Annotated in this window: 23 protein-coding genes; 9 read left to right on the top strand and 14 right to left on the bottom strand. The window is 44.9% G+C overall.

The annotated features are described in order from the left end of the window. The first annotated feature begins 84 nt into the window (after window positions 1-84). Window positions 85-2,649, top strand: a complete 2,565-nt coding sequence (locus IUA53_RS08015) for a TonB-dependent receptor (protein WP_196899059.1) — start codon at window positions 85-87, stop codon at window positions 2,647-2,649. Here the strand turns inward: IUA53_RS08015 and IUA53_RS08010 are convergent. Both IUA53_RS08010 and IUA53_RS08005 read right to left on the bottom strand, forming a co-directional pair. Further along, window positions 2,646-3,647: an XdhC family protein gene (locus tag IUA53_RS08010; protein ID WP_044447741.1), complete on the bottom strand. Its 1,002-nt coding sequence runs from the start codon at window positions 3,645-3,647 to the stop codon at window positions 2,646-2,648. The two genes, IUA53_RS08015 and IUA53_RS08010, sit on opposite strands and share 4 nt — an antisense overlap. Next, window positions 3,647-4,297, bottom strand: coding sequence for a DsbA family oxidoreductase (locus IUA53_RS08005; protein WP_172655518.1), 651 nt, complete (start codon window positions 4,295-4,297; stop codon window positions 3,647-3,649). Before IUA53_RS08005 ends, IUA53_RS08010 begins: the two co-directional genes overlap by 1 nt. 468 nt (window positions 4,298-4,765) lie before the next feature. Here IUA53_RS08005 and hemN point away from each other — a divergent pair, with 468 nt between their 5' ends. Further along, window positions 4,766-6,133, top strand: a complete 1,368-nt coding sequence (hemN, locus tag IUA53_RS08000; protein ID WP_044057312.1) for an oxygen-independent coproporphyrinogen III oxidase — start codon at window positions 4,766-4,768, stop codon at window positions 6,131-6,133. A gap of 5 nt (window positions 6,134-6,138) precedes the next feature. Here hemN and IUA53_RS07995 read toward each other — a convergent pair whose 3' ends face one another. The 7 genes from IUA53_RS07995 to moaB are packed head-to-tail and all read right to left on the bottom strand — an operon-like array spanning window position 6,139 to window position 10,527. Then, window positions 6,139-7,245: an ATP-binding cassette domain-containing protein gene (locus IUA53_RS07995; protein ID WP_052806668.1), complete on the bottom strand. Its 1,107-nt coding sequence runs from the start codon at window positions 7,243-7,245 to the stop codon at window positions 6,139-6,141. Next, window positions 7,224-7,922, bottom strand: coding sequence for a molybdate ABC transporter permease subunit (modB, locus tag IUA53_RS07990; RefSeq protein ID WP_196899057.1), 699 nt, complete (start codon window positions 7,920-7,922; stop codon window positions 7,224-7,226). The genes IUA53_RS07995 and modB overlap by 22 nt, the downstream gene beginning before the upstream one ends. Then, window positions 7,919-8,782 carry a molybdate ABC transporter substrate-binding protein gene (gene modA, locus IUA53_RS07985; RefSeq protein WP_052806669.1) on the bottom strand — a complete coding sequence of 288 codons (864 nt, stop codon included), beginning with the start codon at window positions 8,780-8,782 and terminating at the stop codon, window positions 7,919-7,921. The genes modB and modA overlap by 4 nt, the downstream gene beginning before the upstream one ends. Window positions 8,783-8,814: 32 nt before the next feature. Next, window positions 8,815-9,282 (bottom strand): molybdenum cofactor biosynthesis protein MoaE, encoded by a 468-nt coding sequence (locus IUA53_RS07980; protein ID WP_044447745.1) that lies wholly within the window; start codon window positions 9,280-9,282, stop codon window positions 8,815-8,817. Between the two features lie 7 nt (window positions 9,283-9,289). Beyond that, window positions 9,290-9,538: a MoaD/ThiS family protein gene (locus tag IUA53_RS07975; protein WP_044447746.1), complete on the bottom strand. Its 249-nt coding sequence runs from the start codon at window positions 9,536-9,538 to the stop codon at window positions 9,290-9,292. A gap of 3 nt (window positions 9,539-9,541) precedes the next feature. After that, window positions 9,542-10,024, bottom strand: a complete 483-nt coding sequence (moaC, locus tag IUA53_RS07970) for a cyclic pyranopterin monophosphate synthase MoaC (RefSeq protein ID WP_044447747.1) — start codon at window positions 10,022-10,024, stop codon at window positions 9,542-9,544. Beyond that, window positions 10,021-10,527, bottom strand: a complete 507-nt coding sequence (moaB, locus tag IUA53_RS07965) for a molybdenum cofactor biosynthesis protein B (RefSeq protein ID WP_044447749.1) — start codon at window positions 10,525-10,527, stop codon at window positions 10,021-10,023. The genes moaC and moaB overlap by 4 nt, the downstream gene beginning before the upstream one ends. 124 nt (window positions 10,528-10,651) lie before the next feature. Between moaB and IUA53_RS07960 the strand changes: the two genes are divergently transcribed. The 3 genes from IUA53_RS07960 (at window position 10,652) to IUA53_RS07950 (ending at window position 13,686) form a co-directional block, all read left to right on the top strand. After that, window positions 10,652-11,395 (top strand): HesA/MoeB/ThiF family protein, encoded by a 744-nt coding sequence (locus tag IUA53_RS07960; protein WP_196899055.1) that lies wholly within the window; start codon window positions 10,652-10,654, stop codon window positions 11,393-11,395. A 72-nt stretch (window positions 11,396-11,467) separates the two neighbouring features. After that, window positions 11,468-12,589: a succinylglutamate desuccinylase/aspartoacylase domain-containing protein gene (locus tag IUA53_RS07955; RefSeq protein WP_196899053.1), complete on the top strand. Its 1,122-nt coding sequence runs from the start codon at window positions 11,468-11,470 to the stop codon at window positions 12,587-12,589. A gap of 122 nt (window positions 12,590-12,711) precedes the next feature. After that, window positions 12,712-13,686 (top strand): transposase, encoded by a 975-nt coding sequence (locus tag IUA53_RS07950; protein WP_442859011.1) that lies wholly within the window; start codon window positions 12,712-12,714, stop codon window positions 13,684-13,686. 294 nt (window positions 13,687-13,980) lie between these two features. Here the strand turns inward: IUA53_RS07950 and IUA53_RS07945 are convergent, their stop codons facing one another. Next, complete coding sequence (locus tag IUA53_RS07945) at window positions 13,981-16,425, bottom strand: zinc-dependent metalloprotease (RefSeq protein WP_196899051.1); 2,445 nt, start codon at window positions 16,423-16,425, stop codon at window positions 13,981-13,983. 304 nt (window positions 16,426-16,729) lie between these two features. Between IUA53_RS07945 and IUA53_RS07940 the strand changes: the two genes are divergently transcribed. Continuing rightward, the gene (locus tag IUA53_RS07940) at window positions 16,730-17,926 is read left to right on the top strand and encodes an aminotransferase class I/II-fold pyridoxal phosphate-dependent enzyme (RefSeq protein ID WP_196899049.1); all 1,197 of its coding nucleotides are present in this window, start codon (window positions 16,730-16,732) and stop codon (window positions 17,924-17,926) included. Between the two features lie 165 nt (window positions 17,927-18,091). After that, the gene (locus IUA53_RS07935; protein ID WP_196899047.1) at window positions 18,092-19,270 is read left to right on the top strand and encodes a saccharopine dehydrogenase family protein; all 1,179 of its coding nucleotides are present in this window, start codon (window positions 18,092-18,094) and stop codon (window positions 19,268-19,270) included. Window positions 19,271-19,395: 125 nt separating this feature from the next. On the opposite strand, the gene IUA53_RS07930 is transcribed toward IUA53_RS07935, so the two are convergent. After that, on the bottom strand, window positions 19,396-20,583 hold the full coding sequence (locus IUA53_RS07930; RefSeq protein WP_044057321.1) for a pyridoxal phosphate-dependent aminotransferase: 1,188 nt from the start codon (window positions 20,581-20,583) through the stop codon (window positions 19,396-19,398). Window positions 20,584-20,906: 323 nt separating this feature from the next. Between IUA53_RS07930 and IUA53_RS07925 the strand changes: the two genes are divergently transcribed. After that, window positions 20,907-21,170 carry a DUF7218 family protein gene (locus tag IUA53_RS07925; protein ID WP_044057322.1) on the top strand — a complete coding sequence of 88 codons (264 nt, stop codon included), beginning with the start codon at window positions 20,907-20,909 and terminating at the stop codon, window positions 21,168-21,170. 20 nt (window positions 21,171-21,190) lie between these two features. Here IUA53_RS07925 and IUA53_RS07920 read toward each other — a convergent pair whose 3' ends face one another. Together IUA53_RS07920 and IUA53_RS07915 are read right to left on the bottom strand one after the other, a co-directional pair. Further along, window positions 21,191-21,541 (bottom strand): hypothetical protein, encoded by a 351-nt coding sequence (locus IUA53_RS07920; RefSeq protein WP_196899045.1) that lies wholly within the window; start codon window positions 21,539-21,541, stop codon window positions 21,191-21,193. 114 nt (window positions 21,542-21,655) lie between these two features. Beyond that, window positions 21,656-22,345: a sulfotransferase family 2 domain-containing protein gene (locus IUA53_RS07915; RefSeq protein WP_196899043.1), complete on the bottom strand. Its 690-nt coding sequence runs from the start codon at window positions 22,343-22,345 to the stop codon at window positions 21,656-21,658. 415 nt (window positions 22,346-22,760) lie between these two features. On the opposite strand from IUA53_RS07915, the gene IUA53_RS07910 reads away from it, so the two are divergent. Further along, window positions 22,761-23,186, top strand: coding sequence for a hypothetical protein (locus IUA53_RS07910; protein WP_044057325.1), 426 nt, complete (start codon window positions 22,761-22,763; stop codon window positions 23,184-23,186). Between the two features lies 1 nt (window position 23,187). Here IUA53_RS07910 and recD read toward each other — a convergent pair whose 3' ends face one another. Continuing rightward, complete coding sequence (gene recD, locus IUA53_RS07905) at window positions 23,188-25,173, bottom strand: exodeoxyribonuclease V subunit alpha (protein ID WP_196899041.1); 1,986 nt, start codon at window positions 25,171-25,173, stop codon at window positions 23,188-23,190. Window positions 25,174-25,178: the final 5 nt, after the last annotated feature.

Genomic DNA, 25,178 nt, shown 5'->3' with positions numbered 1-25,178 from the left:
TAAAGCTAGGAAAGCTGTTATATATCAAGGTTGGGAACGCCTTCATCCCCTCATAGAGGCACCTAGGAAGCTTTTATTATCAAAATGATTACGCTAAATTTGAACAGCGACGCCCCCCTTCTGCCACGTGCATTGGCTGTATTGTGTGCATTCGCAACTTTATCCCCATCAGTTCACGCCACACAAGGTGATAAGAACCAGCTTGAGCATATTGTGGTGAATGCGCAGAAATCGCCGCAAAACTTACAGGAAGTCCCTGTGGCGGTGACGGCAATGTCTGGTGACAGCTTAGTAGAAGCAGTAATAAAAGACGTATTTGACTTACAAAATTACGTTCCGTCGTTTGCCGCCTTTCAAAACCAAAGCGTAACCAATTCTGGATTTTCAATCAGGGGCATCGGGACTTCCTCGCAAAATTTTGGCTTTGAGTCTTCAGTAGGATTATATGTAGATGGCGTATACCGTTCTCGTCAAAACGCGCTCATTAACGACCTGGTAGATATTGCTTCTGTAGAAATTTTGCGCGGCCCTCAGGGTACCTTGTTTGGTAAAAATACCGCTGCGGGCGCCATGACAGTTTCCTCCGTCGCGCCCTCATTTGAAGAGACTGATGGCTTTGTTGAAGTCCTTGCCGGCAATGACGAACTTTTGCGTTTAAGTGGCGCGGCGTCTTTTGTGGTACTTGATGACATTTTAGCGATGCGCATTTCAGGTTTCAGTAGCCGCGCAGAAGGTTTTATTGAAGACACCCATTCAGGAAAGACGCTAAACAACAAAAACCGCTCTGCGGTGAAAGTACAGTGGCTGTATACGCCCTCAGATACGCTTAGCCTTCGTGTTGTTGCTGACTATGGAGAACTAGATGAAAGGTGTTGTGGTGCATTAACATGGCAAAGTAACCTGCAAGCGAATGGCGTTCCCGGCAAGTTTGGTACTGATGCCCTGTTGCAGGCCCCTCCCTTCAATGCCACTCTTTACAGCCGCGATAATTTTTTCCAGTACACCACGTCACTTTCTCAGGTTCCCACCTCAAAGATGACAGACAAAGGCATTTCTGCTCAATTGGACATTAAGTTCAATGATGTGTGGTCGTTGGTGAGTATCATTGCGTTTAGGGCTTTCGATAGCTTTGATATTATTGATAGCGACTTCTCCGATGCCAATTTGCTCACGGCTGAAAACGATGCCCGACAACAGTCTTTTTCACAAGAGATACGCGCTCACTACAAAAGTAAAAGCATGCGCGCCATTTTTGGCGTCTACTATTTCACGCAAAATCTCGACGTAGATTTTAATACGACGACCCAAGAAGACTTTTCATCATTTTTTACTATTGCCGCTGCCGATTTATTGCCTCTTGCTGATGCGATTGACGGGTTAAGTCAAGCCACTGCTGGGGCTATTGCACCCGCGGGCGTGTTAGCACCTAGCAATACCGCCTTTTATCATTCGGCCTATCAAGAGCAAGACAGTATTGCCCTTTTTACCCAAGCTGACTGGCGACTAAATGGGAAAACAACCCTAACCACAGGGTTACGTTATACCATTGAAGATAAGGACATTTTGGGCCAATACGGTGAACAAGGGCCAGGCATTGATGGGTTAGCCAAAAATTCTCAGGAGTGGCCGAATGTGTCCAAAGCACTGGCCGGATTGCAACAAATTGGCACGGCCCTAGCTGCTGGAGATGCACCGAGTGATTCTGCACTCGCTGCTATTTCTCCCTTTCAATCGGATGGTTGGGGATATTATTTTCTTGGTGCAGCGACGGTATTGCCTAGGGACGATCTCATGGCGACACTCAGCGACAACCAACTAACCGGCACAGTGAAATTGGCGTATCGTCCCAGCGAAACCACTATGCTTTATTCTAGCCTAGCCACAGGTTATAAAGCCGGCGGCACCAATACAGACCGAATTTCACCCCAGTTTGATGCGGTATTTGATGCGGAAAAGGCACGCAGTGCAGAAATTGGCGTTAAACAAGAATGGCGAGAGCTAGGTCTTAGAATGAACCTTGCTGCACACTACACCCAAATTAGCGATTTTCAAGCCACCACATTCGATGGCACTGGATTTAACCTGCAAAACGCAGGTGACATTGATGTAAAAGGTATTGAACTGGACGCTAACTGGTATATGACTGACACCACAGAGTTAGCCTTCAGTGCAGCCCGTACACTCGCTAATTTTAAGACATTTAAAAAAGGGACCTGTTGGGTTGCCTATACGTGGCATACGGGAGATGACGACCCAGGTAGGGCGACGCCAGAAGATCCCTTTTGTGCTAGAGACGGTGACAGGGTGGGTTTCGAACCTCAAAATAGTGCGGCCCTCACCGTCACTCAATATTTCACCTTATCTGACATCGATGGGTGGGTGAGTGTAGACTACCAATACACGGGAAATGTGTATTTAGACGATACCAACGACCCCTATAAACGTTCACCTGCTTACCAGATAGTTAACGCAAGACTAAACCTGCATTTCGCTGACCTAGACAGCCACCTGACCTTTTGGGCGAGAAACCTTTTCGATGAAGAATATGTAGCAAGAAGTGGTTTTGATGTGCCCGTTCAACAAGGAAAAATTATGGCTTACCCGGGCGCACCTCGCAGCTACGGCGTGACGGTGAGAAAGCGCTTTTAGCGCTTCCCACTGCTTTCCTTACCCGCCAAAACGCTATGACACTGTGCAATAACGGACAGCGCGATACTCTCAGGTAATTCACCGCCAATATCAAATCCTGCTGGGCTTACAAAAATGCCGCTAAATGCACTTTCCTCAACCTGTGCAAGCGACAGAATTTCCTCTTTTCTGTGCTTGGGGCCTAACATCGCGATGTATTGCAGGTGATGAGCACTCAGTGCTTTCAACGCTTCAGCGTCTATATTTCTATGGTGGGACATTAATACCGCCGCATCAACATTATGGACACTCATGTGTTCTGATACAGCCGAAACCTCGCTGGATGACACGATGTAATTCGCCAAAGAGAAATGCTCAACTCTGGCCTGCGCCGGCCTTGGATCCCAAACACTGACTGTCCAACCTTGTAAATGGGCCATTTTAACCACAAAGGTTGCGTCAAAACCCCCGCCCACGACCAGCAAATGTGGCGGACAGGTGAATGGAATATCGATATAAGGAGGGGCGTAATTCACATGGTCATCGAGTTTAGCCAGCTTATTTAACTGTTGTACTTCACTAGGAGAGCTCACTTGGCTATTTGAAATATCCTCCAAATTAAGCTTCCAACGACAGTGCTGCCCATTCAGTAGGGTTTGATATGCCTTTTCCAGAGATAAATAACAGTTTTCAGCCTCTACGGGTAATAGTGCTAGATGAACCACGCCACCACAACCCACCCCCAACTTAAACGCAATATCTTCTTCGTCGTTGTCGTCATAAATAGTATGGCGTACCTTTTTGTCCTGCATGACACGACGCGCTTTACGATGTATGTCACTTTCCAGACAGCCGCCACTTAAAATACCTAATTGATGACCGTCATCGCTAAATAGCATGAGTGCGCCAGCTTTTCGGTAGCAGGACCCCTCGGTCTTGTAAATTAACCCCAGCACCCACTGGTGCTTATCTTTAAGTGGCGCCCACTGAGACAACAAATGCAGCGTTTGATTACTCATCAATTACCGTTTGCTTCTTGTAAGATGGCTTCTTGAATAAAGGCAGCAAGGGTTTCTGGAGGCTGCGCCCCGGCCACACCTTGATTCCCGATCACAAAGGTGGGCACACTCTGAATCCCGCGTTGCATCCACAGTTGTTCTTCCATTCTAACCTCATCAGCATAGGTTTGTTGCGCTAATGCTTGTTGAATATCTTCTTTTTCTAAGCCTACTGCTACTGCTTCATCGATAAGCACACTAATATCGCTGACGTCTTTGCGCTCACTGAAAAATGCCGCGAACAAGCGAAGCTTAAGCGCCTCTTTCTTGCCTTTTAAACTGGCTAAATGCAGTGCCTGATGAGCGTTGAACGTATTTACCATTTTCATTTCATCGAAATAGTCGAACTTAAAGCCAACGGCATCACCAATGTCGGTGAGCTGCTCTCTCGTTTGCTGGCTTTGCGCTTCGGTTACGCCGTACTTTTGCATAACGTGCTCACGCAGATTTTGCCCTTCTTCAGGCATGGAAGGGTTTAGTTCAAATGGATGAAAATTAACCGAAACTTCAACATCATCCAGCATAGCCACCGCGTGTTGCAGATGCTGATAACCAACAATACACCATGGACACACTACGTCGGATACTATGTCTATTGATACTTTTTTCACTATCACTCCTGTAGGCATTTACAAATGTGAACACCTGTTCAAATAATTCTATTGTAGGCGGTACGAATGCGGCTTCAAGTCAGTGACTATCGAATACCGATAAAAAGCGCACCATTGTCGGCCACTGACATAAACGCTAGGCACATTGACGCTGAACACTGCCCCAAGACCGTCTGGCATTCCATGCCCGTTAACAAATTCTTTGTAAATTCATACGCTCAATAACGACAAGAGTTCACCCTGACTGCGGGTGAATGTAAAGCAGAAATAGGTGACACTAAAGGTGAAGAAAATTTAATAGACATAACAGGACAAAGCTTGCACCAGATCAACATTTGTAAAATTTAACTGTACTACACTTCAGGCACAAGAATTATTGGATATGCGCAATGTATTCGCTACTGATGCAAGGCATATCAGCATCATTAACAACACCGAAATGTGCGACGACGTAAAAAGAGTTAAATTATGACTACGCCCCCGTTAGTGCCAAATAGCACCGTTATTAAATATGCTCAACAAGCGCCCAGGTATACCTCGTACCCTACCGCATTAAAGTTTAGCCAGGTTCCTGCTAATGCACTTAACGAAGCGTCGTGGAAATATGGCACAGACGATCTGGCCTTATACATCCACATTCCTTTTTGCGATACGCTATGTTATTACTGCGGCTGCAATAAAACGGTCACCCGACACAACGATAAGGCAGACGATTACCTCAGTTATCTTGAGCAAGAAATGCTACTTAAAAAGCCGCTGTATGATGGTAAGAAGGTGGTATCTTTGCACCTTGGGGGCGGTTCTCCCAGCTTTCTATCCAGTGTGCAACAAACCTACTTAATGTACTTGCTACGCCGACACTTTACGTTTTCCACGCAGACTGAAATGTCGATTGAGCTTGACCCTAGACATACCACAGAAGCCTACTTGTCTTTATTGGCTGAACTTGGATACAACCGCGTCAGTTTTGGTGTGCAAGACACAGACATCGAAGTACAGAAAGCCATTAATAGGGTTCAAAGCACGTCGCATATCGCGAATATGGTACTTGAGGCAAAAAACAAAGGGTTCTCATCGGTTAATATTGATTTAATTTATGGCCTTCCAAAGCAAACCCTTGAAACGTTTAGCAAGACGCTGATGGCAGCAAAAGCCATGCGCCCAGACCGAGTCGCCTTGTTTAGCTACGCTCATCTCCCTGAACGATTCGCGGCACAGCGAAAAATTCCCCACTCCACCCTTCCGTCTGCAGAAATGAAGGCACAGCTCTATCAATTGGCGGTAGATAGTTTTACAGAAGCGGGGTACGACATGATTGGGTTAGATCACTTTGCTAGTCAAAGTGACGAATTAAGCCGCGCCAAAAATAACGGCACATTACATCGTAACTTCCAAGGTTATACCACCCTTGGGCAAGCGGACTCTCTGGGCTTGGGGGTATCAGCAATCAGTACAATTGGTGACGCTTACGTTCAAAATCCCAAAAAAATAAAAGACTATTACCACAAAATAGATAATCAATTGCCGCTGGCGGAAAAAGGTGTGTTGCTGACGAAGGACGATCTCGTTCGAAGAAGCGTCATCATGTCATTAATGTGCAACTTAAGCGTGAATATTAAAGATATAGAAAGCCGATATGCTCTGTGTTTCAACGACTATTTCGAATCAGAGTTAGAGGCGCTGACACCGTTAGCAAAAGATAATCTGGTACACGTTGGGGAGAATGAAATACGTGTACCAGAAGCAGCGCGCATTTATATTCGAGCGGTTTGTGCTCGCTTTGATGCCTATTTAAACAAGCAATATACACTCACTGGTTATTCAAGCGCCATTTAACCCAATTAATGGCGCAACAGTTTAAACCTTGCCGTGACTTTCATTCCTGGTACAAGCTTTAGCTTTTCAAAAGAGAGCACGCTGATATAGGTTATCAGTGTTTGCGTGCCTTGGCTGCCAGCCTCATCAATGATCGCCAGTGTAACCGTCACGCTGCTTGCCGATGCATTTTTAGGATGCGCGACATCCACGATTTCACAAGGTAACGCATTTATAATACTGGTTTGCCACTGGTGAGAGTCGGTAAGGGTGTCTATGCTAACTTCGTTGGCAGGTACCGTTAAGCGAACGGTATTACCTGGCGTGGTACTGATAAACAGCGCATCAGGTATCTCAGCGTAAATCCAATGGTTACCTAACTGAACGCGCTTAAATGGGTAGGGAAAGCCCTGATCGTTAGGTATTAGCTGACCCTCCAACACCGAAAACGTCGCGAATTCTTCGCCCTCATCGTTGCTTTCATTTGACGCTGCGTTTCTGTTGATGTGATTAATCACGTCTTTCGTGTTTCCAGAAAAAGCCAACGCGCCCCTATCAATCAATAGAATTTCATCAGTGAAAACGGCCAAGTCATTTAAATCGTGAGACACTAAAATACAGCGCATTTGATTGGCATGACAAAATTGACGAATGAACGCCAACACAGACCGACGTAACCTCCCGTCTAACGCACTGATAGACTCATCGAGTAACAATACATTTGGCGCGTTAAGTAGAGCCCTAGCGAGCGCTACACGCTGAGCTTCACCACCAGAAAGCGCCTGAATAGGTTTATCGAGCAAATGCGCACACTCACAGCCTTTCACAACTTCTTCAAAGTTGACTGTATTATCACCTGCATATTCCTGTGCTAACGCTAAATTACCCCTAACATTGAGATGAGGAAACAACATAGGCTGTTGAAACACAATACCGATTTTTGTTTCTTTTTCAGTTGGTAACGCTAGCTGCCAATTGACAGTAACGTGGGCGTTTTTTTCAAAGCCCGCCAACGCCCGCAATAGCGAACTTTTGCCAGCCCCAGATGGCCCAGTCACACCGACTATAGTGGCGTGTAAAGACAGTTCGGCACGAAGCGAGATGCGCGTATTTAACGAGACGACAAATTCCAACCTAGCCCCCCTTTGCCGCTAAAACGATAGAGTAAAACTAAAAGCGAAAACGAAAAAAGGAGTAGCGCCATGGAAAGTAGATGGGCTTGCTCGTATTCAAGCGCCTCAACCTGTTCGTAAAGTGAAATAGACAATACTTGCGTTTCGCCGGGGATATTCCCGCCAATCATTAATACCACCCCAAATTCACCTATGGTATGGGCGAAACTAAGCCCAAATGCCACCAAAGCTGGCGCTCTACAAAGGGGAAGCACCACCTTCATAAAAGTATGAAAACGATTCAAACCCAAGGATTGTGAAACCTCTAAATAACGGCTATCCAACTGCACAAACCCTCCATAAAGTGGCTGCAAAGCAAAAGGAAAAGAGTAAATAATCGAGCCCAACACCAACCCCTCAAAGCTAAATGCCAGCGTTTCTCCAGTCATGGACACCCACACTTCCCCGACTGGGCTTTGAGGAGAGAAAGCCACCAAAAGATAAAATCCCAAAACCGTAGGCGGCAAAACGAGAGGCAATGAAAATATCGCTAGCACAAACGGTTTAAAGGCACTCTGCCAGCGAGATAAACGCCATGCCATTGGCGTCACAATAAGCATAAGCAAAACACTAGTAACAAGTGCCAGCTTTAAAGTAAGTGCCACGGCGGCAATGGTAGACTCATCAATGCCTATCATTCGCTTATCGCTCCTTGCACAGGAAGCACTGGTTTATAGCCAAACTCCACCAGCTTATCTTGGACACCCACAGATAAAACGTAATCCACAAAAGCCTTTACCCTTTCATGCTTGCTTCTGTGGGTGTCCAGCTTTGTGTGGGTGTCCAGCTTTTCCTGCGTTGTGTGGGTGTCCAGCTTTTCCTGCGAGTGAGGTGTTAAAATTGCCAAGCTTTGAACAATTGGGGAATATACGTTGTCTGGCACCAGCACTGAGGGTGCGCTGTTTTTAACTAGGGAATACGCGACCAATGCAGCCCCTACATTTTTAGTAGTAAAAAATTGATAAGTTTGCTGAACGTTCTTACCCATGACTAAGCTAGGTTTAATATCATCCCACAACCCTAGGTTAACTAAAGCCTGCTGCGCCGCTACGCCATAGGGGGCGAGCTTTGGGTTAGCAATAGCTAGACGGTGCTGTTCAAGTAACGTATTTACATTTTCGTCAGTAAGCCCGTTTTCAATGATTGCATGGTCATGCGTTACAAAAGCGAGCCTTCCTTGAGCGTATGGAACGACGTCACTTTCTGAAATTCGACCGGCATCGATTAAAGCTCGAGGCCTTTGCGTGTCCGCAGAGAAAAAAACATCAAAGTTAGCACCATGAATAATTTGCGCGTACAAGGTGCCGCTCGATGAAATGGTAATAGATAATTTTTCACCCGTCTGATGAGAATACTCATCAACAATATTTTTTAATGGTGCAGCAAAATTTGCGGCGACGGCTAAGCGAATGGTGTCTTCTGCCCACGCGTACGGACTTCCAATCAAGAGAAACAAAACTGCACTTAATAGACGAAGAGACATCTTAATTTTAGACATCAGTGCTGCCAGAAAGCGTCCAAGGCGCCTCACTATTTTAACCACTTAAGTGCGGCATCATCATCGGAGGCTTTTGGTTTAACCCAAATGGACTCTCCCTGTTTAAGCTCTTTTTTCCATAAAGGAACAGATTGCTTAAGCATATCCATTAAAAAGCTTGCGCCATCGAAGGCGGCTTGCCGATGCGCAGCTGCACATCCAACCCAAACAATTTGTTCGTCGTTAAGCAAGCGCCCCACTCTGTGCACAACCCCTGCACTACGCAAAGAAAATCGGTGACTCGCCTCTTGTACTAACTTTTCCAGCGCCGCCTGAGTCATTTCTGGATAATGTTCTAACTCAATACCCTCTATACGGCCAGATTGATTGTTATCTCTCACCAAGCCAGTAAAGGTCACTATGGCACCCACATTGCCTTCATGATTGGTATCAGCGTCTTTTCTCAATCGTTCAAACAAGGTTTCTTGACTGAAGTCATGAACTTGGATTTCTGCAAACATACTTTAATTACCCCCCCGTCACCGGAGGGAAAAAAGCAACTTCATCCCCATCACAAAGCACCATATCCTTTTCACACAGTTGGTGGTTACAAGCGGTCAGTACACTGGCATCTAGCGCTAATGACCAATTTTCATCACGCTCTTGGAGTTTCGCCATAACACTCGCCACCGTGGCCTTTTCTTCAACGTCTAGTTCTAAGCTCGGCGTTTTAGTAATTTCTCGTGTTTGAGCGAATGTCTTTATCGTAATTTTCATGCATTATTCACTCGTATTTTGCCAATGACCTGTTTTCCCACCGACTTTTTCAAGTACTTTCACACCTTCAATATGCATGGCGGGGTCAATTGCTTTACACATGTCGAATAAGGTTAATAACGCAATGTTTACTCCTGTCAACGCTTCCATCTCCACCCCAGTTTTTCCGCTCAGTTTACAAAAGCACGTGGCTTTTATGCGCCCATTTTCGGGTTCAACCTGAAACTCAATATCCACTTTTGATAATGCGAGCGGATGGCATAGCGGGATCAAGTCAGCGCATCGCTTTGCGCCTTGGATACCAGCAACTCTAGCGACAGCGAAGACATCACCTTTCACGATTTTAGCGTCGCTAATTTGAGTCAACACAGAAGCATTTGTATAAAGATACCCTTCTGCGGTGGCTTGTCGCACGGTGGTCGCTTTTTCACTCACGTCCACCATATTGGCCTCACCACCCGTATTTACATGGCTAAAGGTACTCATGACTGTACCAAGTGTTTAACGAAGTTACATGGTTTGAAATCTGCATTTAACTGACTTGAGATTATCTTCTCCCATGCGGTTTTACAGGCCCCCGTAGAGCCGGGTAGGCAAAAAATTACCGTGTCGTTTGCAAACCCCGCGATTGCCCTAGACTGAATCGTCGAGGTGCCTATTTCCTGATAACTGATATGGCGAAATAATTCACCGAACCCTGGTACTTCTTTATCAAAAAGTATACTGATGGCCTCGGGCGTTGAATCTCTGTGTGTAAAGCCTGTGCCACCCGTAATAAGAATGACTTGAATGTTTTTATTTGCTATCCATTGAGACACTATGGCACGTTGCTGATAGATATCGTCTTTCACTAACGCTCTATCTTCTAATACATGCCCTTCTTGTGAAAGCGCGTTATGCAGATAGTCACCTGACTTATCGGTTTCCAGTGTTCGGGTGTCTGAAATAGTAAGGACGGCGATGTTTAGCGGCTGGCTAACGGAAGACATATAAAATCCTAAATTGCTGTGCGACTATGGCGCTACTTTGGTAAAGTACGCGCATAATTTTGTTATTGGTTAACACTTTATAAGGGTGCACACCATGAATTCAACAATAATCTTGTCATAACCTATGCCTAAGATGCTTTCAACCACACAAGCCTTGCGCTACAACCGTCATATTGTGCTTCCACAAGTTGACCTTGATGGACAAGAAAAGCTGGTGAACGCCCACATTGTGATAATAGGCTTAGGCGGCCTAGGCAACGCTGCCGCAAGCAGTTTGTGCGCTAGTGGAGTGGGTAAACTAACGTTGCTAGACTTTGACGACATAGAGCATCATAACCTTCCGAGGCAAACTTTATTCAATGATAAAGACGTAGGCAAGCCAAAAGTGCTAGCGGCAAAAGACAAGCTAGCGCAAATGAATAGTGATTGCCAGATAATGACGGTTGATGCCCCCATTAGCGAGCAGCATCTAGACTTGATAAAGCACGCGGATGTTGTGCTAGATTGCACTGACAACAGCGATGCTCGCAAACTCATCAACAAGCTTTGTTATACCGCCCACACGCCTTTAATTAGTGGCGCCGCCATAAGGTTTGAAGGGCAATTATTTGTTGCATTACCTGGTATGAGTTGCTGCTACAATTGTTTTCAGCGGTTGTTCTCGTCCCCCCAACTAAGTTGTGTTGAAGCGGGCATATTTTCCCCTGTGGTTAATATCATTGGAACATACCAATCCTTGTACGCTATGCAAGTCATCATGGGCGTGGGCGATTTACCGTTAAACACCTTAATGACCTTCGATGGGTTGTCTCATGAATGGCAGAAATGGGCGTTACCAGAAGGCACTCACTGTCATTTATGCAAGTAAACTCCCTGTTATAAAGCAAAAATGATCACGAAGAATTAGAACTAAGAAATTGCAAAAATAAGAGGATCAATCATGACTACAGAGGTTGTGAAATCACATCTCGTCGTTGCGCAAAATGCGTCGGGGCGAAACATGAATGTGCCCATTTACCGAATGAAAGGCGCTCGCCCTGGCCCTACCGTTTATATTCAAAGCTCTATCCATGGCGCAGAAGTACAAGGAAATGTGGTTATATATCACCTGATACAGCGTTTAAAAAATATGGATATATGTGGCGAGATTATATTGGTTCCCAACTGCAACCCAATTGGCACCAATATCAAGGCCGGAGAATATACGCTCGGTAGATTCGACCCGGTAAATGGCACAAATTGGAACAGAGGCTATTTTTATGACAAGGGAAGTGTTGAAACCTTTGCTAATACAGTAACCCCTGAAGAGTCCATAGCTGGTATTAAGCAACGCTTTCGTCAACATCTTACAAACGCCATAAACGAGAAATTGGACGAGCCTTGGGGACTGGGTTTAGCCCAGCAATTAAATCTGAAACTGCAGCAGTTGGCAGTGAATGCAGATTATGTATTAGATTTACATAATGGCCCAGTATCGACCCGTCATATTTATATTCCAGAATACGCAAAGGATAGTGCAGCATTATTTAATATTCCCCATTGCATATTCATTCCTAACATATTTGCCGGCGCACTAGATGAGGCCACGTTTTGCCCTTGGTGGACGCTTCAAGAGCACGTAAAAACTCGATTAGACAGAGATGTTTCATTTGACGTTGAAGCTTTCACCTTAGAAATGGGTAGTCAGGAAGTCATTAACTTTAGTGAAGGAGCGATTGATGCGGCTAGCATAATCAGCTACCTCAATGCAAAAGGCGCTTTTTATCAATGCGACGTTAAACCCGAAAGCATGCAAAGAATTGGCGTCAACTTACGGGACTATAAAACTTTGTTCACCGATTGGGGGGGAATGGTTGAGTATTTAGCGAAACCAGGCCATGCAATTACAAAAGGTCAACCTTTGGCGCAAATTCTCAATATTGATGATTTAGACAACAATAATGGCAGTAAACTGTTAAATGCTCCTTGCGACCTTATCCCCATCCTGCATTTCCCATCCGCATCCGTGTTAAGTGGAACCCAATTGTACAAGGTATTTACCAATTACTACTCAATTACCTAGCAAATAACAGAACCTTGGACACCCACACATTTTAGTGGGTGTCCAACCTTTGAAGTTCACACCTCGTATTTCTTGTATAATTTCAAAATCCATTCCTTTGGACAGTTTCACCGAGCGTTAATATGTCTCACTATCATAAGCCTTATAGTTTTGAGCCAGTGCCTACTATGCCTCTTCCACGCAAGCAGCTAATTAATCTCGATAATACAACGTACTACCACTGTATATCACGATGCGTGCGGCGTGCTTATTTATGTGGAAAAGACAGTACTTCAGGGAAAAGTTATGAACATAGGAAACAGTGGGTAGAGAACCGGAGCCTTACCCTATCCTCTATTTACGCTATTGACATCTGCGCTTATGCGGTGATGTCTAACCATACCCATTTAGTATTGAACGCGAATAAAGCGCAAGCCCAGTCATGGAGTATAGAAGAAGTACTACATCGCTGGCACCGGTTACATAAAGGCACGTTTCTTACGAGGCAATTTGTGAACAAGTCAAAGAGGAAGCTACTGACTCAGCATCAGCTTGCCACCATTATGGAGACAGTCGAAATTTACCGTAAACGTCTATACGATATAAGTTGGTATATGAGACACCTAAATGAATATATTGCTCGACGTGCAAATAAAGAAGATGATTGCACTGGTCGCTTTTGGGAAGGACGATTTAAATCGCAAGCACTGTTGGACGAGGCGTCACTCTTAGCGTGTATGGCTTATGTTGATTTAAACCCTATGCGAGCTGGCCTAGCTGACAAGCCAGAAGATTCTTTGCACACCAGTATAAGACGCAGGATCCTGGCGGCAAAGGTAGGTAAACAGGCAAAACGACTTGCACCATTCGTAGGTAGTCACTCAAAAAACATCAACCAGGGCATTCCCTTTTCATTAAGAGAATATCTATTACTGGTTGATTATATAGGCAGAAAAAATAGAGATAGTTCACCAATGAACACGCCAGAATATTGTGAATCCATATTAGAAAGAACGGGGCTTTTGCAAGTCAATTGGTCAGAACTTGTATACGGTATCGAAAATAAATTTGCGTCTAACATAAGTTTACCTATTGCCATACACAGGCTGGCGTCATAAAAACTCAAGTCCTAATCGGCGAGTATCTACTCTCAAATTAACTATCTCATACTCACTTCTAATGTCACCGTCAGGTAATTGTCCTCTATTTTTCGTAAAACCTCGGAATATCATGTTTACAATACTGTTTTGTACATATGATGATCTGCAGGGTAATGATACCTTCTCGGTTTTCAAAACTTCCCGGTATTGGACAGCCACCTTTTAGATCGGGTGTCTAGATTCAAAGTTTGTGATTTCTAAAGAATTGGACATCCACCAATTTAGGTGGATGTCCAAGTTTGGAATGGAAGGCTATATTGGTGAGCCCGGCGGTAGCGGTTTCACGTTGAATGAGCCAGGCCACTGTTTTGTTTTCCAATAGGTTTCAAAATAGGTATGGAGAATGTCATATTCATCATTGTCCGCTTCATCGTCCAACCATTCATCAAACTCCAGTAGCGCGGTTTCTGCGGCAAGTTTCACTTCAGGCGCCAGAGCGTCACTTGTTACAGTATCCATAATTGCGTTTAGTGCAACCAGTCGAAGTCGTTTTGCCAATGGACTTTGCTCACCTTTATACCAATGCACCGTCAATATTTGCTTAACCAGTAATTCGACACCTACTTTCTTGCGGCGGTCGTTGCTACTCGATACTTGCCACTCCAGTCTATTCAACCGCTCAGGGTGCAAAAGTAACCGTAATGAAAAATCACTAGCCGATGCAGCCGCCGACACAGGGTCTAACATTAATCCCATTTTGCTTTTAAAGTGCTCGCGAGTGATATCACTGCCGTAAGCGGTTGGGGGGATCAGCGCCAACACTGACTCTGGTATTGTAAGGTATTCAGGGGTGGAGGCTTTTATAAGTTGTTGCATTGCACGCTGCTGCACCTGTGGTGCAACAAAAGTTTGACCTTGGGGAGTGGTGTAATCTCCCTTCCTCTCATATTCATACACCAGCCCACCCACTTGTTTAGCAACAGCTTCAAGTTGATATCGATGAAGAAGATAAATGGGAACAAGCGCATTTTCTAATGATGACAAAGGGGCGTTTGCCGGCAACGTGTTTAACCCTAAATTATATAATGCTAAACGCCTTACCTCCGATATGTGATCGAATGCATCTAAAGGGTCGTCACCATTTTCCCACATATGACCATTGGATGAACCATGGCGTGAACTACGCGTATCTGTATCAGACTTAAACGCCAGCCCTGCATTTCTTCCTTTCACCACAATTTTAGCGAGCCCTTCTTGTTCATCACTGATGCTCGCAAAATCTTGATAGCCATAGGCCACAGCATGCTTATCCCAGCTACCAATACCTTTGTCGTACGCTCCTTCTAAACTTATCTCCCCATTGACTATGGTCAATTTAGGGTGTGGATAATCCATCACAGACGCGCGCTCGTTTTCACTCGCAGCAAAATTGTGGGCAATGCCCAAAGTATGGCCGACTTCATGAGCCGACAGTTGCTTAATTCTATCTAGCGCCATTTCCTGTGCCGCTTGAGTGTCATTGCCATTGCCCTCAAACGGGCTCGTTAAGCCTAGTGCAATTAAATAGTCCTGTCGCACGCGCAACGAACCAAGTGTCACGTGCCCCTTAACAATCTCTCCAGTTCGTGGGTCTACTACTGAAGAACCATAAGACCACCCTCGTGTTGCACGATGAACCCAATTAATGACGTTATAGCGAACATCCATTGGATCGGCACCGTCAGGTAAAACTTTCACTTGAAACGCATCTTTATAACCTGCTGCTTCAAATGCTTGATTCCACCAACTAGCGCCTTCTTTCAGAGCGCTCATCACCGGCTCGGGGATACCTGGATCAAGATAATAGACAATAGGCTCAACCGCCTCACTAACCCCCGCATGGGGGTCTTTTTTATGCAGTCGATGTCTGGTAATAAAGCGCTGTTCTGTGGGCTCATTAATGGGGGTGGAGTAGTCGAAAAAACGAAACTTCCAATAGCCAGAATAAGGGTGGTAGTCTCTAGGTTGATAGCCTTCATCAGGTAGCGCAATAAAGGAATGATGTAAGTGTACCGTCATACTTTCTGCATCTGGCGTTACCTGTCGAACATATTCTCCAGGTTTTTTTCCTTTAAACGTAACGAGGGCTTCAAGCTCAGTGTTCAACGCAAATCCTTTCGTCCTCGCCATGTAAACACCACTTCGATTACCATCCACACTATATGTGCCCTGCTTACGGCCGGAGAGTCTATTCCCAATCCCATGAATATCGCTTAATAAGAATGGCGTATAATCAATAAGATTAGCCTGCTCGCTTTTGGCTTTTATAACAAAACCTGCAAGCACCGAATCGGCAAACGCTTCATCAATACTTTGCTTCTCGGCCACACTCCCGTGTTCGGCACGGTATTGGGTATTCAACTGCTTAAGCAATAGCTTGTTTCCAAAACGTTCAAACCGTATCAAACGTGTTTTACCGAGTTGGCCGCGATCCAGCCCAATATCATTAGAGCCTACACCTTGTGGCAAACTACTTTGAAACAAGTACTCGCTGGCACTGACGTCAACCGCCAAATACACGTTGTCGTTATCTTGGTCATAATAGAGTGGAATAAGCCCCTCTTTTTTCACCATACCATCGGTAAATTCTTCGATACTTGGCAGCGCCGCGCTCGCTGAACAGGTAAAAACAATGAGCAATAAAAAAAGGGCCGCCCAGGGGTAACGCAATGTTGCGCCATCATTTTTTGGCCACTGGGATAAGTGCAACTGCAGCATTAAAGATTTCCTTCTATGTACTTGTATTAATAGTCATAAAGCGAACACGCATTGTTTTCAACGTAACGGGACGAAGGCTACTCTCCAAGCCTTGGAGAGGCCATGCGCTTGATTTATTTGACAATATAAAACAACGAGTTATGTTTTTCATTCTAATTTAACTACCCTACAGCAAGTTGAAACTTTTGCCTATTGTTGTTCACCTTAAAATTGGGGGTTCTAAAGAAAATACTTGAATATCGAACCTGGGTGCTCCCTAATAACGCAAAACGTTTTACACCTTTCAGCATCACAGGTTTTAATCTTGAAATTTGCCACACGAGCTACAGAAATATCGCCATTTTTAGCAATGGCTTACGGAGAAAAAGCAGCCCAATTAGCAGCAACCGGGGCGGATGTGATTCGCCTCAATCTAGGCGAACCTGATTTTGGCGCCCCCACGCCCGTGCTAGACGCCATGAAGGCCTCGCTGGATACGCCAGATTATCCCTACACGTCAGCCCTTGGACTACCCGAACTACGTGAAGCCATTGCCAACTTTTACCACAAAAAGCACGGTTTACATGTTCCATCATCTCGTATTGTGGTAACTGCAGGCGCTTCAGCCGCACTTCTTCTTGCTAGCGCTGCCCTTGTGGAGCCTGGTGATAACGTCATTTTGGGGGACCCTTCTTACCCTTGTAATCGACGTTTTCTCAACGCATTCGGAGCAGACGTTACCTTAGTGCCAACACGAAGTCAGAATAACTTTCAACTCACCTGTAACGATGTTAAGAAACATTGGAAAAGCAATACTAAGGGAGTCTTGATTGCCACGCCAGCGAATCCAACTGGCACCGCTATTTGCCCCGAAGAACTAGCCGCCATAGGCCAGATATGTAAGGAAAACAACGGCTTTTTGATTGTAGATGAAATATATCTCGATTTGGCTCTAACGCCGCCCCATCAACAAGAAAGCGCACAACTTCACTCTGTATTAGCAAACCGCAACCTGCAAGACACCCTTATTGTCATCAATAGCTTTTCTAAGTATTTTGGTATGACAGGCTGGCGCCTTGGATGGAGCGTGGTGCCAAATGCGATGACGTCTATCGTTGAAAAACTCGCACAAAATTTATTTATTTGCCCGTCAACTCTGTCTCAAAAAGCCGCCCTTGCGTGCTTTACACCAGGTGCGTTAGCACAATCAGAAGAAAACAAGAACACACTCAGTGTGCGCGCAAATATAGTATTCAACGCAATTTCAACAATGGGGCTAAGTATTGATGCATACCCAGATGGCGCATTTTATGCCTACATCAATATCAGTAATACAGAACTGTCAGCCATTGAGTTTTGCGATAAATTATTGGACACCCACCATGTAGCCCTTACCCCTGGCAACGACTTTGGTGAACACAACGCCAGTCAGTACGTGCGTCTCTCCTTCGCCACTGAGGAATCAAGGTTAATTGAAGGTTTAAACCGGCTTGCTCAATTCGTCGCTTCGTGCCGTAAATAGCAGCTCGTGGCGTACTACATTGACAAGCTAACAAAGAGACAATACCTGGTTTTAGTCCAACGGTTTCATGAATAGACACCCATTTAGGAAAAAAATAATCGTGTCGCTTTCTTGTGCGTATATTGAAAGCACAAATACATTTTCATAAGAAGTCAGGAACGAATCATGAATAATGAACGGGAATTTGATGTTGTCATATACGGCGCAACAGGCTTTACCGGCAAACTGGTTGCAGAATACTTTCACGCCCAATACAAAGACAATAAACAAGTAAAATGGGCGATTGCTGGGCGTAATGCTGAGAAGCTAGATAACATAAAATCATCACTAGGCATAAGTGAAAACGTTTCAACCATTGTCGCCGATGGTGGCGACGCTGATGCACTCGACGCCTTAACAAAACGCACCCAAGTGGTATTAACAACGGTGGGGCCATATCAACTATATGGAGAACCATTGCTAAAAGCCTGTGTAGACAACGGGACGGGTTACACGGATTTGTGTGGGGAGCCCGCATGGATGCATCAAATGATTGGCAAATACCAAACTAAGGCAAAAGAAACTGGCGCGAACATCGTATTCTCATGCGGCTTTGATTCAGTACCTTTCGATTTGGGCGTGTTTTATTTACAACAGCATGCACATGCAAAAACCGGCCAGCCCATTGATTATGTAAAAGGCAGAGTACGTAAGATGCAAGGCACATTTTCTGGCGGCACCGCGGCGAGCCTTAAAGCCACTATGGCGGCAGCGCATAAAGACAAGTCCATCATGTCTGCCCTTATCAACCCTTACTCTCTTGCAGACATGAACAATAAAGCGCCACAACCTGACGGCACCAAACCTTACTATGATGAGGAACTTGGCACCTGGGTAGCCCCTTTTATCATGGCAGCAATTAATACCAAAAATGTTCATCGCACTAACTTCTTAAATGATTATGCGTATGGAGATGCGTTTCAATACGACGAAATGATGATGACAGGCCCCGGCGAAAAGGGAGAAGCTATGGCGAAACACGTCGCCAATGATAAATCTTTAGCCAGCGACAAGGGCCCAAAACCCGGTGAAGGACCAAGTAAAGAAGAACGAGAAAATGGGTTTTATGATGTTCTATTTGTAGGCCAAGCCACCAATGGTGACACCCTAGCGGTTTCGGTAAAGGGCGATAAAGATCCCGGATACGGCTCTACATGTAAAATGATATCAGAATCTGCGCTGTGTCTTTGTCAGGATGTCACTTTACCTGGCGGCTTTTATACGCCAGCAGCAGCCCTTGGGCAAAATCTCATTCAGCGGCTAGAAGAAAAAGCCGGCTTAACATTTGCCATAGAGTCTGAATAAACTGCAAAAAAGCCACATTCACGCTTTTCGATACAAAAAAGGCCCAATGTTTTCTGCATAACGCACAGTACACTGGGCCTACTTTGGCGCACTATCAGTATTGATTCATGCTAGTCGGTTTCAATTTAAGCTAAAACCACCTTTAGCGCCTTCACACACGCATCTGTTTCAGCAGGCGTTCCTACACTAATTCGCGACCAAGTGTCGTAACCAGGCCATGTTCTGCCTACCACTTTAATGCCTTGCGCTTTCATCTTTTCTGCAAATTTATCATGTGGCATTCCTGTATCTAGGTAAACAAAATTGCCTTGCGGGTGCTTAGCATAAGGTTGACCTAGGGCTTCGGCTGCACCAATTAATTTATCTCTCTCAATTTTAATGCGCTTACGCATAACATTAAGGTTTTCATGGTCGTCCATACTCGCCATGCCTGCAACAAGCGCTAAATAATTCACGCCCCCCATTCTTAACAGTCTACCCATTGAAGTAGCCTGTTCTGCAGGCATGATTGCGTAACCTAAACGCTGCCCAGCCATGGCATGAATTTTCGAAAAGGTGCGACAAATCACAACGTTATGCCCCTCAGCAACAAGTTTAGATTGCACATTTGCGGGGTATGCGTCTGACATTTCAATATAAGCTTCATCAATAAACACTTGCGCTTTTTTCGACACGCGCTTAGCAAATGCCGTCAGTTTAGCCGCATCTACCATGCTCCCCGTAGGGTTATTTGGGTTACACACGTACACCGCCGTTGTATCTTCTGTTACCGCAGCCTCTATCGCGTCTAAATCAAATGTCATATCGGCAGCTAAAGGAACGTAAGTCACATCTGCGCCCATGAATTCTGCCCCCCGAGGGATCCCTTCATAGGTAGCCATTGACGTAACCAATTTATTACCGTTTTTGGTTATCCAATCTGCATAGCCAAATAAGATGGGTGATGAGCCGTTAGTAATTACGACTTGCTCAGGGAGTACGCCTTCCTGCTTTGCAATCTTTTTCGCTAGCACGTCTACAGTGGCGTCGGTATAACGCGCTAAGTTAAGCAATTCGCTTTGCATTGCCTTAGCGGCTTTTTTCGATGGACCAAACGCATTTTCGTTTGACGAAAGCCTAACAAGACCGTCATTCACGTTTGGTGTAGCCGAAGGAAAATGTTCCGTAGGCATACCCGCTGCGTGTAAATCTTTAACGAAAGAATCAACGCTTGAAGTTAACGCAACAGCGCCTGCGCCTAAACCGACCGACTTAAGCCATTGCCTGCGTGAATTGTTCTCGGGTTGGAGGTTTTGATTGTTATGTTGACGCATATTTTTCCCTGCCTTAGAAGTGAACTCAACCTAGACTAGTCGGGAAAAACGAGGCTTGCAAGCGCCAATTTTCGGTAAATCATTGATATAAATGCACTTTAATTGTGCAACGTTGCACCACGCCTTGTAAGCTTATTAAACTATTAGGCATTTTTGCTTCTATTAAGTGCAAGGTAAATCAAACGCTGTTTACCAATGCGGTAAACGCCATTATTTTTCCGATAGTTTTCTCTTCTTTTTTAGAGTAATCCAAGTCTTTCCTATACGAGTAACTACACATAGGCGCCGAAATGACCAAAAAGTGAGAAGAGAGGAGACTTATCATGGCGAAGGATCACGGGAATCAAATTAAGAACGAAGAGACCTATGAAGCATTAAGGGATGAGGGCTATAGCAAGGAGAAGTCTGCTCGCATTGCAAACGCTCAAGCCAACAACAGCCAATCGCCTTCCCAAAAGGGTGGAAAGGCAGAAAAATATGAAAAGCGCACGAAAAAGGAACTGTATGAGAGGGCAAAAGAAGTGGGTATCGACGGCCGTTCATCCATGTCGAAAAGTGAGCTGATAGACGCTCTTCGACATCACTAAGCCTGTAGGTAGACGGCGTTCTAACGCGCTGCCAAAGCATGCTTAACCGCATAGGTTAGCGGGCAATCTAGGTATTTTAATACCCGGTTCACTTCCCGCGGTACGTTTATCTGTGCGGTTTTCTCACTTCCTTGCGCAGTGGCTTCCACGTAGATATCACACTCATCGTAGGCTAACTGTTGTCGAATGAAATAGTCATTCAATTCGTCGAAATGGGCTTCTATCAAGGGCACTACGCCGACAAACACCTCTTTTGCTTCATCTTTGTAAAACCAAGCACCACTCACTTCCTTTTTCAGCGTATAGGCTTGCATCATGTCTAAAGATAAAAATCGAAAACTGGCGGTTACGGGCTGATCAATGCTTTTCATTTATCACTTAAAGCTAATAGGGAACAAGGGTTTAGTATCCCACATCCTAGAGGCAAGAAAAACCTCGCCCGCCATCAATCCCTTGCTTTCCAAGCATAGCCCCTTGATACAAAACTATTGCCCAAACACATAGCCGAATTGTTCAATATCTTTAGCGTACATAGTGTTCACTACCTTGAGCAGTTCATCGTCATAATACTCAGTATAATGTTTTTTCACGCGAGACTTTTGCCCGCTAAACATGTGCCTACATTTACGTAGCAAGGCACGTCGAGGGCTATAAGCGGAATTTTTGTGAGGTAACTGAGCCGCGCCCAATTCTAATTTATTGCAGATAACCGCAAAGGATTCGTGTAAATTTTCAAAGCGTCCAATGTAATCTACGTTCTGGTTCCCATTTGCATCAAAGAGAAAATCGTACTGTGGAATAACATGTCGATAGGCATCACAGAGGGGATCAGGGTCTGGTAAACCTTCAAGGACAAACTCTTTTAATGACATTTTGCGATCTATTTTCTTATGCAGATATTCGGAAACGAGTCTTTGCCAGGGGTTACGTACAAAACCAAAGGTAAAATAGTGCTGATAGGCGTCTTCATCTAGGTGCCCACATGCAACATATTCTTCACTACGCAAGTGCGCTAATCGAGCCGGCCCTTTTGCGGGGTCGTCATTTTTTGTAATCAGTAATTCCTCGCAGTACTTTTCGTTCACTTCAAGTTTTTCTTTAAAAAACTGTTCTACGCTTTGTCCAGCTGTTTTAGGGACATGTACAAATACACATTTGAATTTATGAGAAATCATAAAAAAGAGTTCACCTTTGCTTTTCTTATTATGGCGAGGTCATCCCCTCCCCTCTAAACCTATTGTCATTCATTCCATGCTGCTGGCTTCTCATGCCATGCATATGATATGAACAACCACGTCGCAATTACCGCCTTTGAAATATAAGGCAAATTGCAGGCCACTTTGTTAGAAATACTTAGGAGTTAATGAAGCAACACTGAAACAACAAAGATGGCAAAGTGTATGACCGTTTAGAAGTATTAAGTGCAAGGCTTTACAAAATCTTTGCACTTGTACAAAGGTGACCTTGTTGCTCAAAAGGAGATAAATGACTAATTAGGCGTAGTGAATGTGTATCTTGATCTGCATCAACCCGTCATGGAGGGCTATCCCTTACACTTTTTCACAGTCTCAAGTTTATAAATGATAGCGTATGGTTAATTTAGATTCTGATCGCGTTACAGGGGTGGAGAACATTATTCAAACTGACAGCCCAGCTTTGTTCAAGCTTTCTTTTCGCCAGGATATTCCTCTGGCATTAACAGTACAAAGCAAACCTGTATTCGGCGCAAATATTACCCTTCATAAAAACCTATTAGCGCACGCCAGTTATATTCTTTCGCCTGCCGATATTGTGGGCTGGGTGGATAGCAACAGTTTGTCTTATTTTGAAATCAACAATGCGTCTGATATAAATCACAATAAGTATGATGTTCCGTGCCTACCCTCTCAATTTTTCACCTGCGAGCGCGGCGTTATCAAGGTGACAAAGCCCACTCGCATCAATCTTATTGCGAAAAATAGTGACGATATTCTCCGTTATGGGCTGTGTTTTTTTGCCCATATCAAAACACGGTGAGTTATTGTGAAACCTCGGATAAGCCCATGGTCTTCTCACTGATAGCATTTGCAAGGCCTGAATAACGGGTATCTAGGTTTATCACCATGTCTTTAAATGTGGGGCTATCAGCAATGATTAAACACCCTTTTTTGGCACGGGTGAGCCCGGTGTAAACTAATCCCCGGTGAAACAAACTCGCAGATTTGGCACTTTCAGGCTTAGGCAAAAGCAATACAACATTGTCAAACTCAGAACCCTGTGACTTATGAATTGTCATGGCATATACGGTTTCATATTGAGGTACCCGTGAAAGGGCAATATGCCGCAAATCACCCTCTTGCGTTTCAAACCAAGCGTAGAGTTTGCCGCTAGAATCTGGCCAGATAATGCCCACTTCGCCATTAGATAACCGTTGCGGGTGATTATTTTTAGTGATCATAATAGGTTGCCCTTGATAAAAGCTTCCTTCCCGACGGACAATGTTATGTTTAATGGCGTCGTATATCAGCGTATTTAACCCCTCTACGCCCATGCTGCCATTGCGTATAGGCGTTAACCAGCGCACCTTGTTTAACCGCTTGAGTGCATCGTCAACGGTAGTGGCGGCAAACACGGTGGCATAACTTTCTTTCGCCATGCGCTGCAACTGCACCTTACTGATATCTTGCTCTGATCGCATTGTCACGCCCGACTGCAATACTGATACGTAGCTTGTCGAATCAGCCACCTCGTCGACGCCTGGGGTTATACTTGCTAACGCCGCGTCAGCCTCACCTTTTTGAATGGCTGTTGCAACCTTTGCGATTTGCCCTTTAAACCGTTGTGGCGCTTGTAAGGTGTGTACCCATGTTTTTGCGTCTTCATCCACCGGGAGTAAAGGCAGATGTGGACACAAGGACGCAATATACTGCCTTAGCGGCGTAGGCACCGCACCAAGTTTAGCCTCATCTAGATTCGCGTGCGGTGCATCGTGTGCCGAATGCCCCACTAATTGCTCCAAAACGTTTCCTAGTTCAACCGCAGGCAATTGGTCAGCATCGCCAATAAAGTAGAGTCGCGCGTGATCAGGAAGGGCCCGCATTATTCTTGTCATCAAGGCTAAATCAACCATACTGGCTTCATCAACAATCAATATATCAAGGTTTAAAGGGTTGTATTGATCGTATTTCGTCGCCACCGTATATTCTCGAATGCCCAACAATCGGTGTAAGGTGGTCGCTGTGGTGGGTACACGATTTAAGTAAGTATCGTCTACTTTGCCACGTAGACCAGCAATATTGCTTAGAATGGACTCTGTCATCCGCTGTTGTGCTTTACCTGTAGGCGCTGCGAGCACAATATTTAGCCCTGCATCCATGGCTTGCAATGCTAATATTAAGCGAAGCACCGTATAGGTTTTACCCGTACCAGGCCCTCCATTTATCACACTAAAATGCTGAACTAAGCTTTTAGCTACTGCAATCTGTTGCCAGTCTTGGTGCGCCTGCATACTCGTAGGGAACATTGCTGGCCACAATGCTTTAACTTGGCTAAGTGCTTGCTCTTCCAGATTAACGAAGCGCGTTCTATTCGCTAATTGCCCTGCCACTTCCTGTTCAAATTCAAAATACCGACGGCTATAAAATACGCCTTGAGAATAAACAAACAGCGAGGAAATATTGGGCGCTAACAACGCCTTTTTCACCACACCGATTAAGGGCGTGAGGGCGCAAAAACGATAACCCACTTTTACCTCGTCTACGGTTTTTGTGTCGGTGTCTTCAACAACATCAGAAAGACCGGGATCACTAAACCATGTACAATCTGCCAATACGTTTAACGGTAAACAGCTGTGTCCATTGCGCTGCATATAAGAAAGCGCAACTAACAGATGCAGCCAAATTTCATTTTCTTTTTCATCTAAGCTTTCAGGTAAGGCAAATTCTATTGCAATAAATTTGTCTATGGCCTCAATTCCATATAGCCCATTGAAAATGTCCGTGGCAATCCGTCTATTCTTTGTCATTCATA

This window comes from Alteromonas sp. B31-7 (assembly GCF_015767655.1).
Classification (GTDB): domain Bacteria; phylum Pseudomonadota; class Gammaproteobacteria; order Enterobacterales; family Alteromonadaceae; genus Alteromonas; species Alteromonas australica.
The sequence above is the reverse complement of the archived record's forward strand: the minus strand, read 5'-3'. Positions and strand labels throughout refer to the sequence as shown.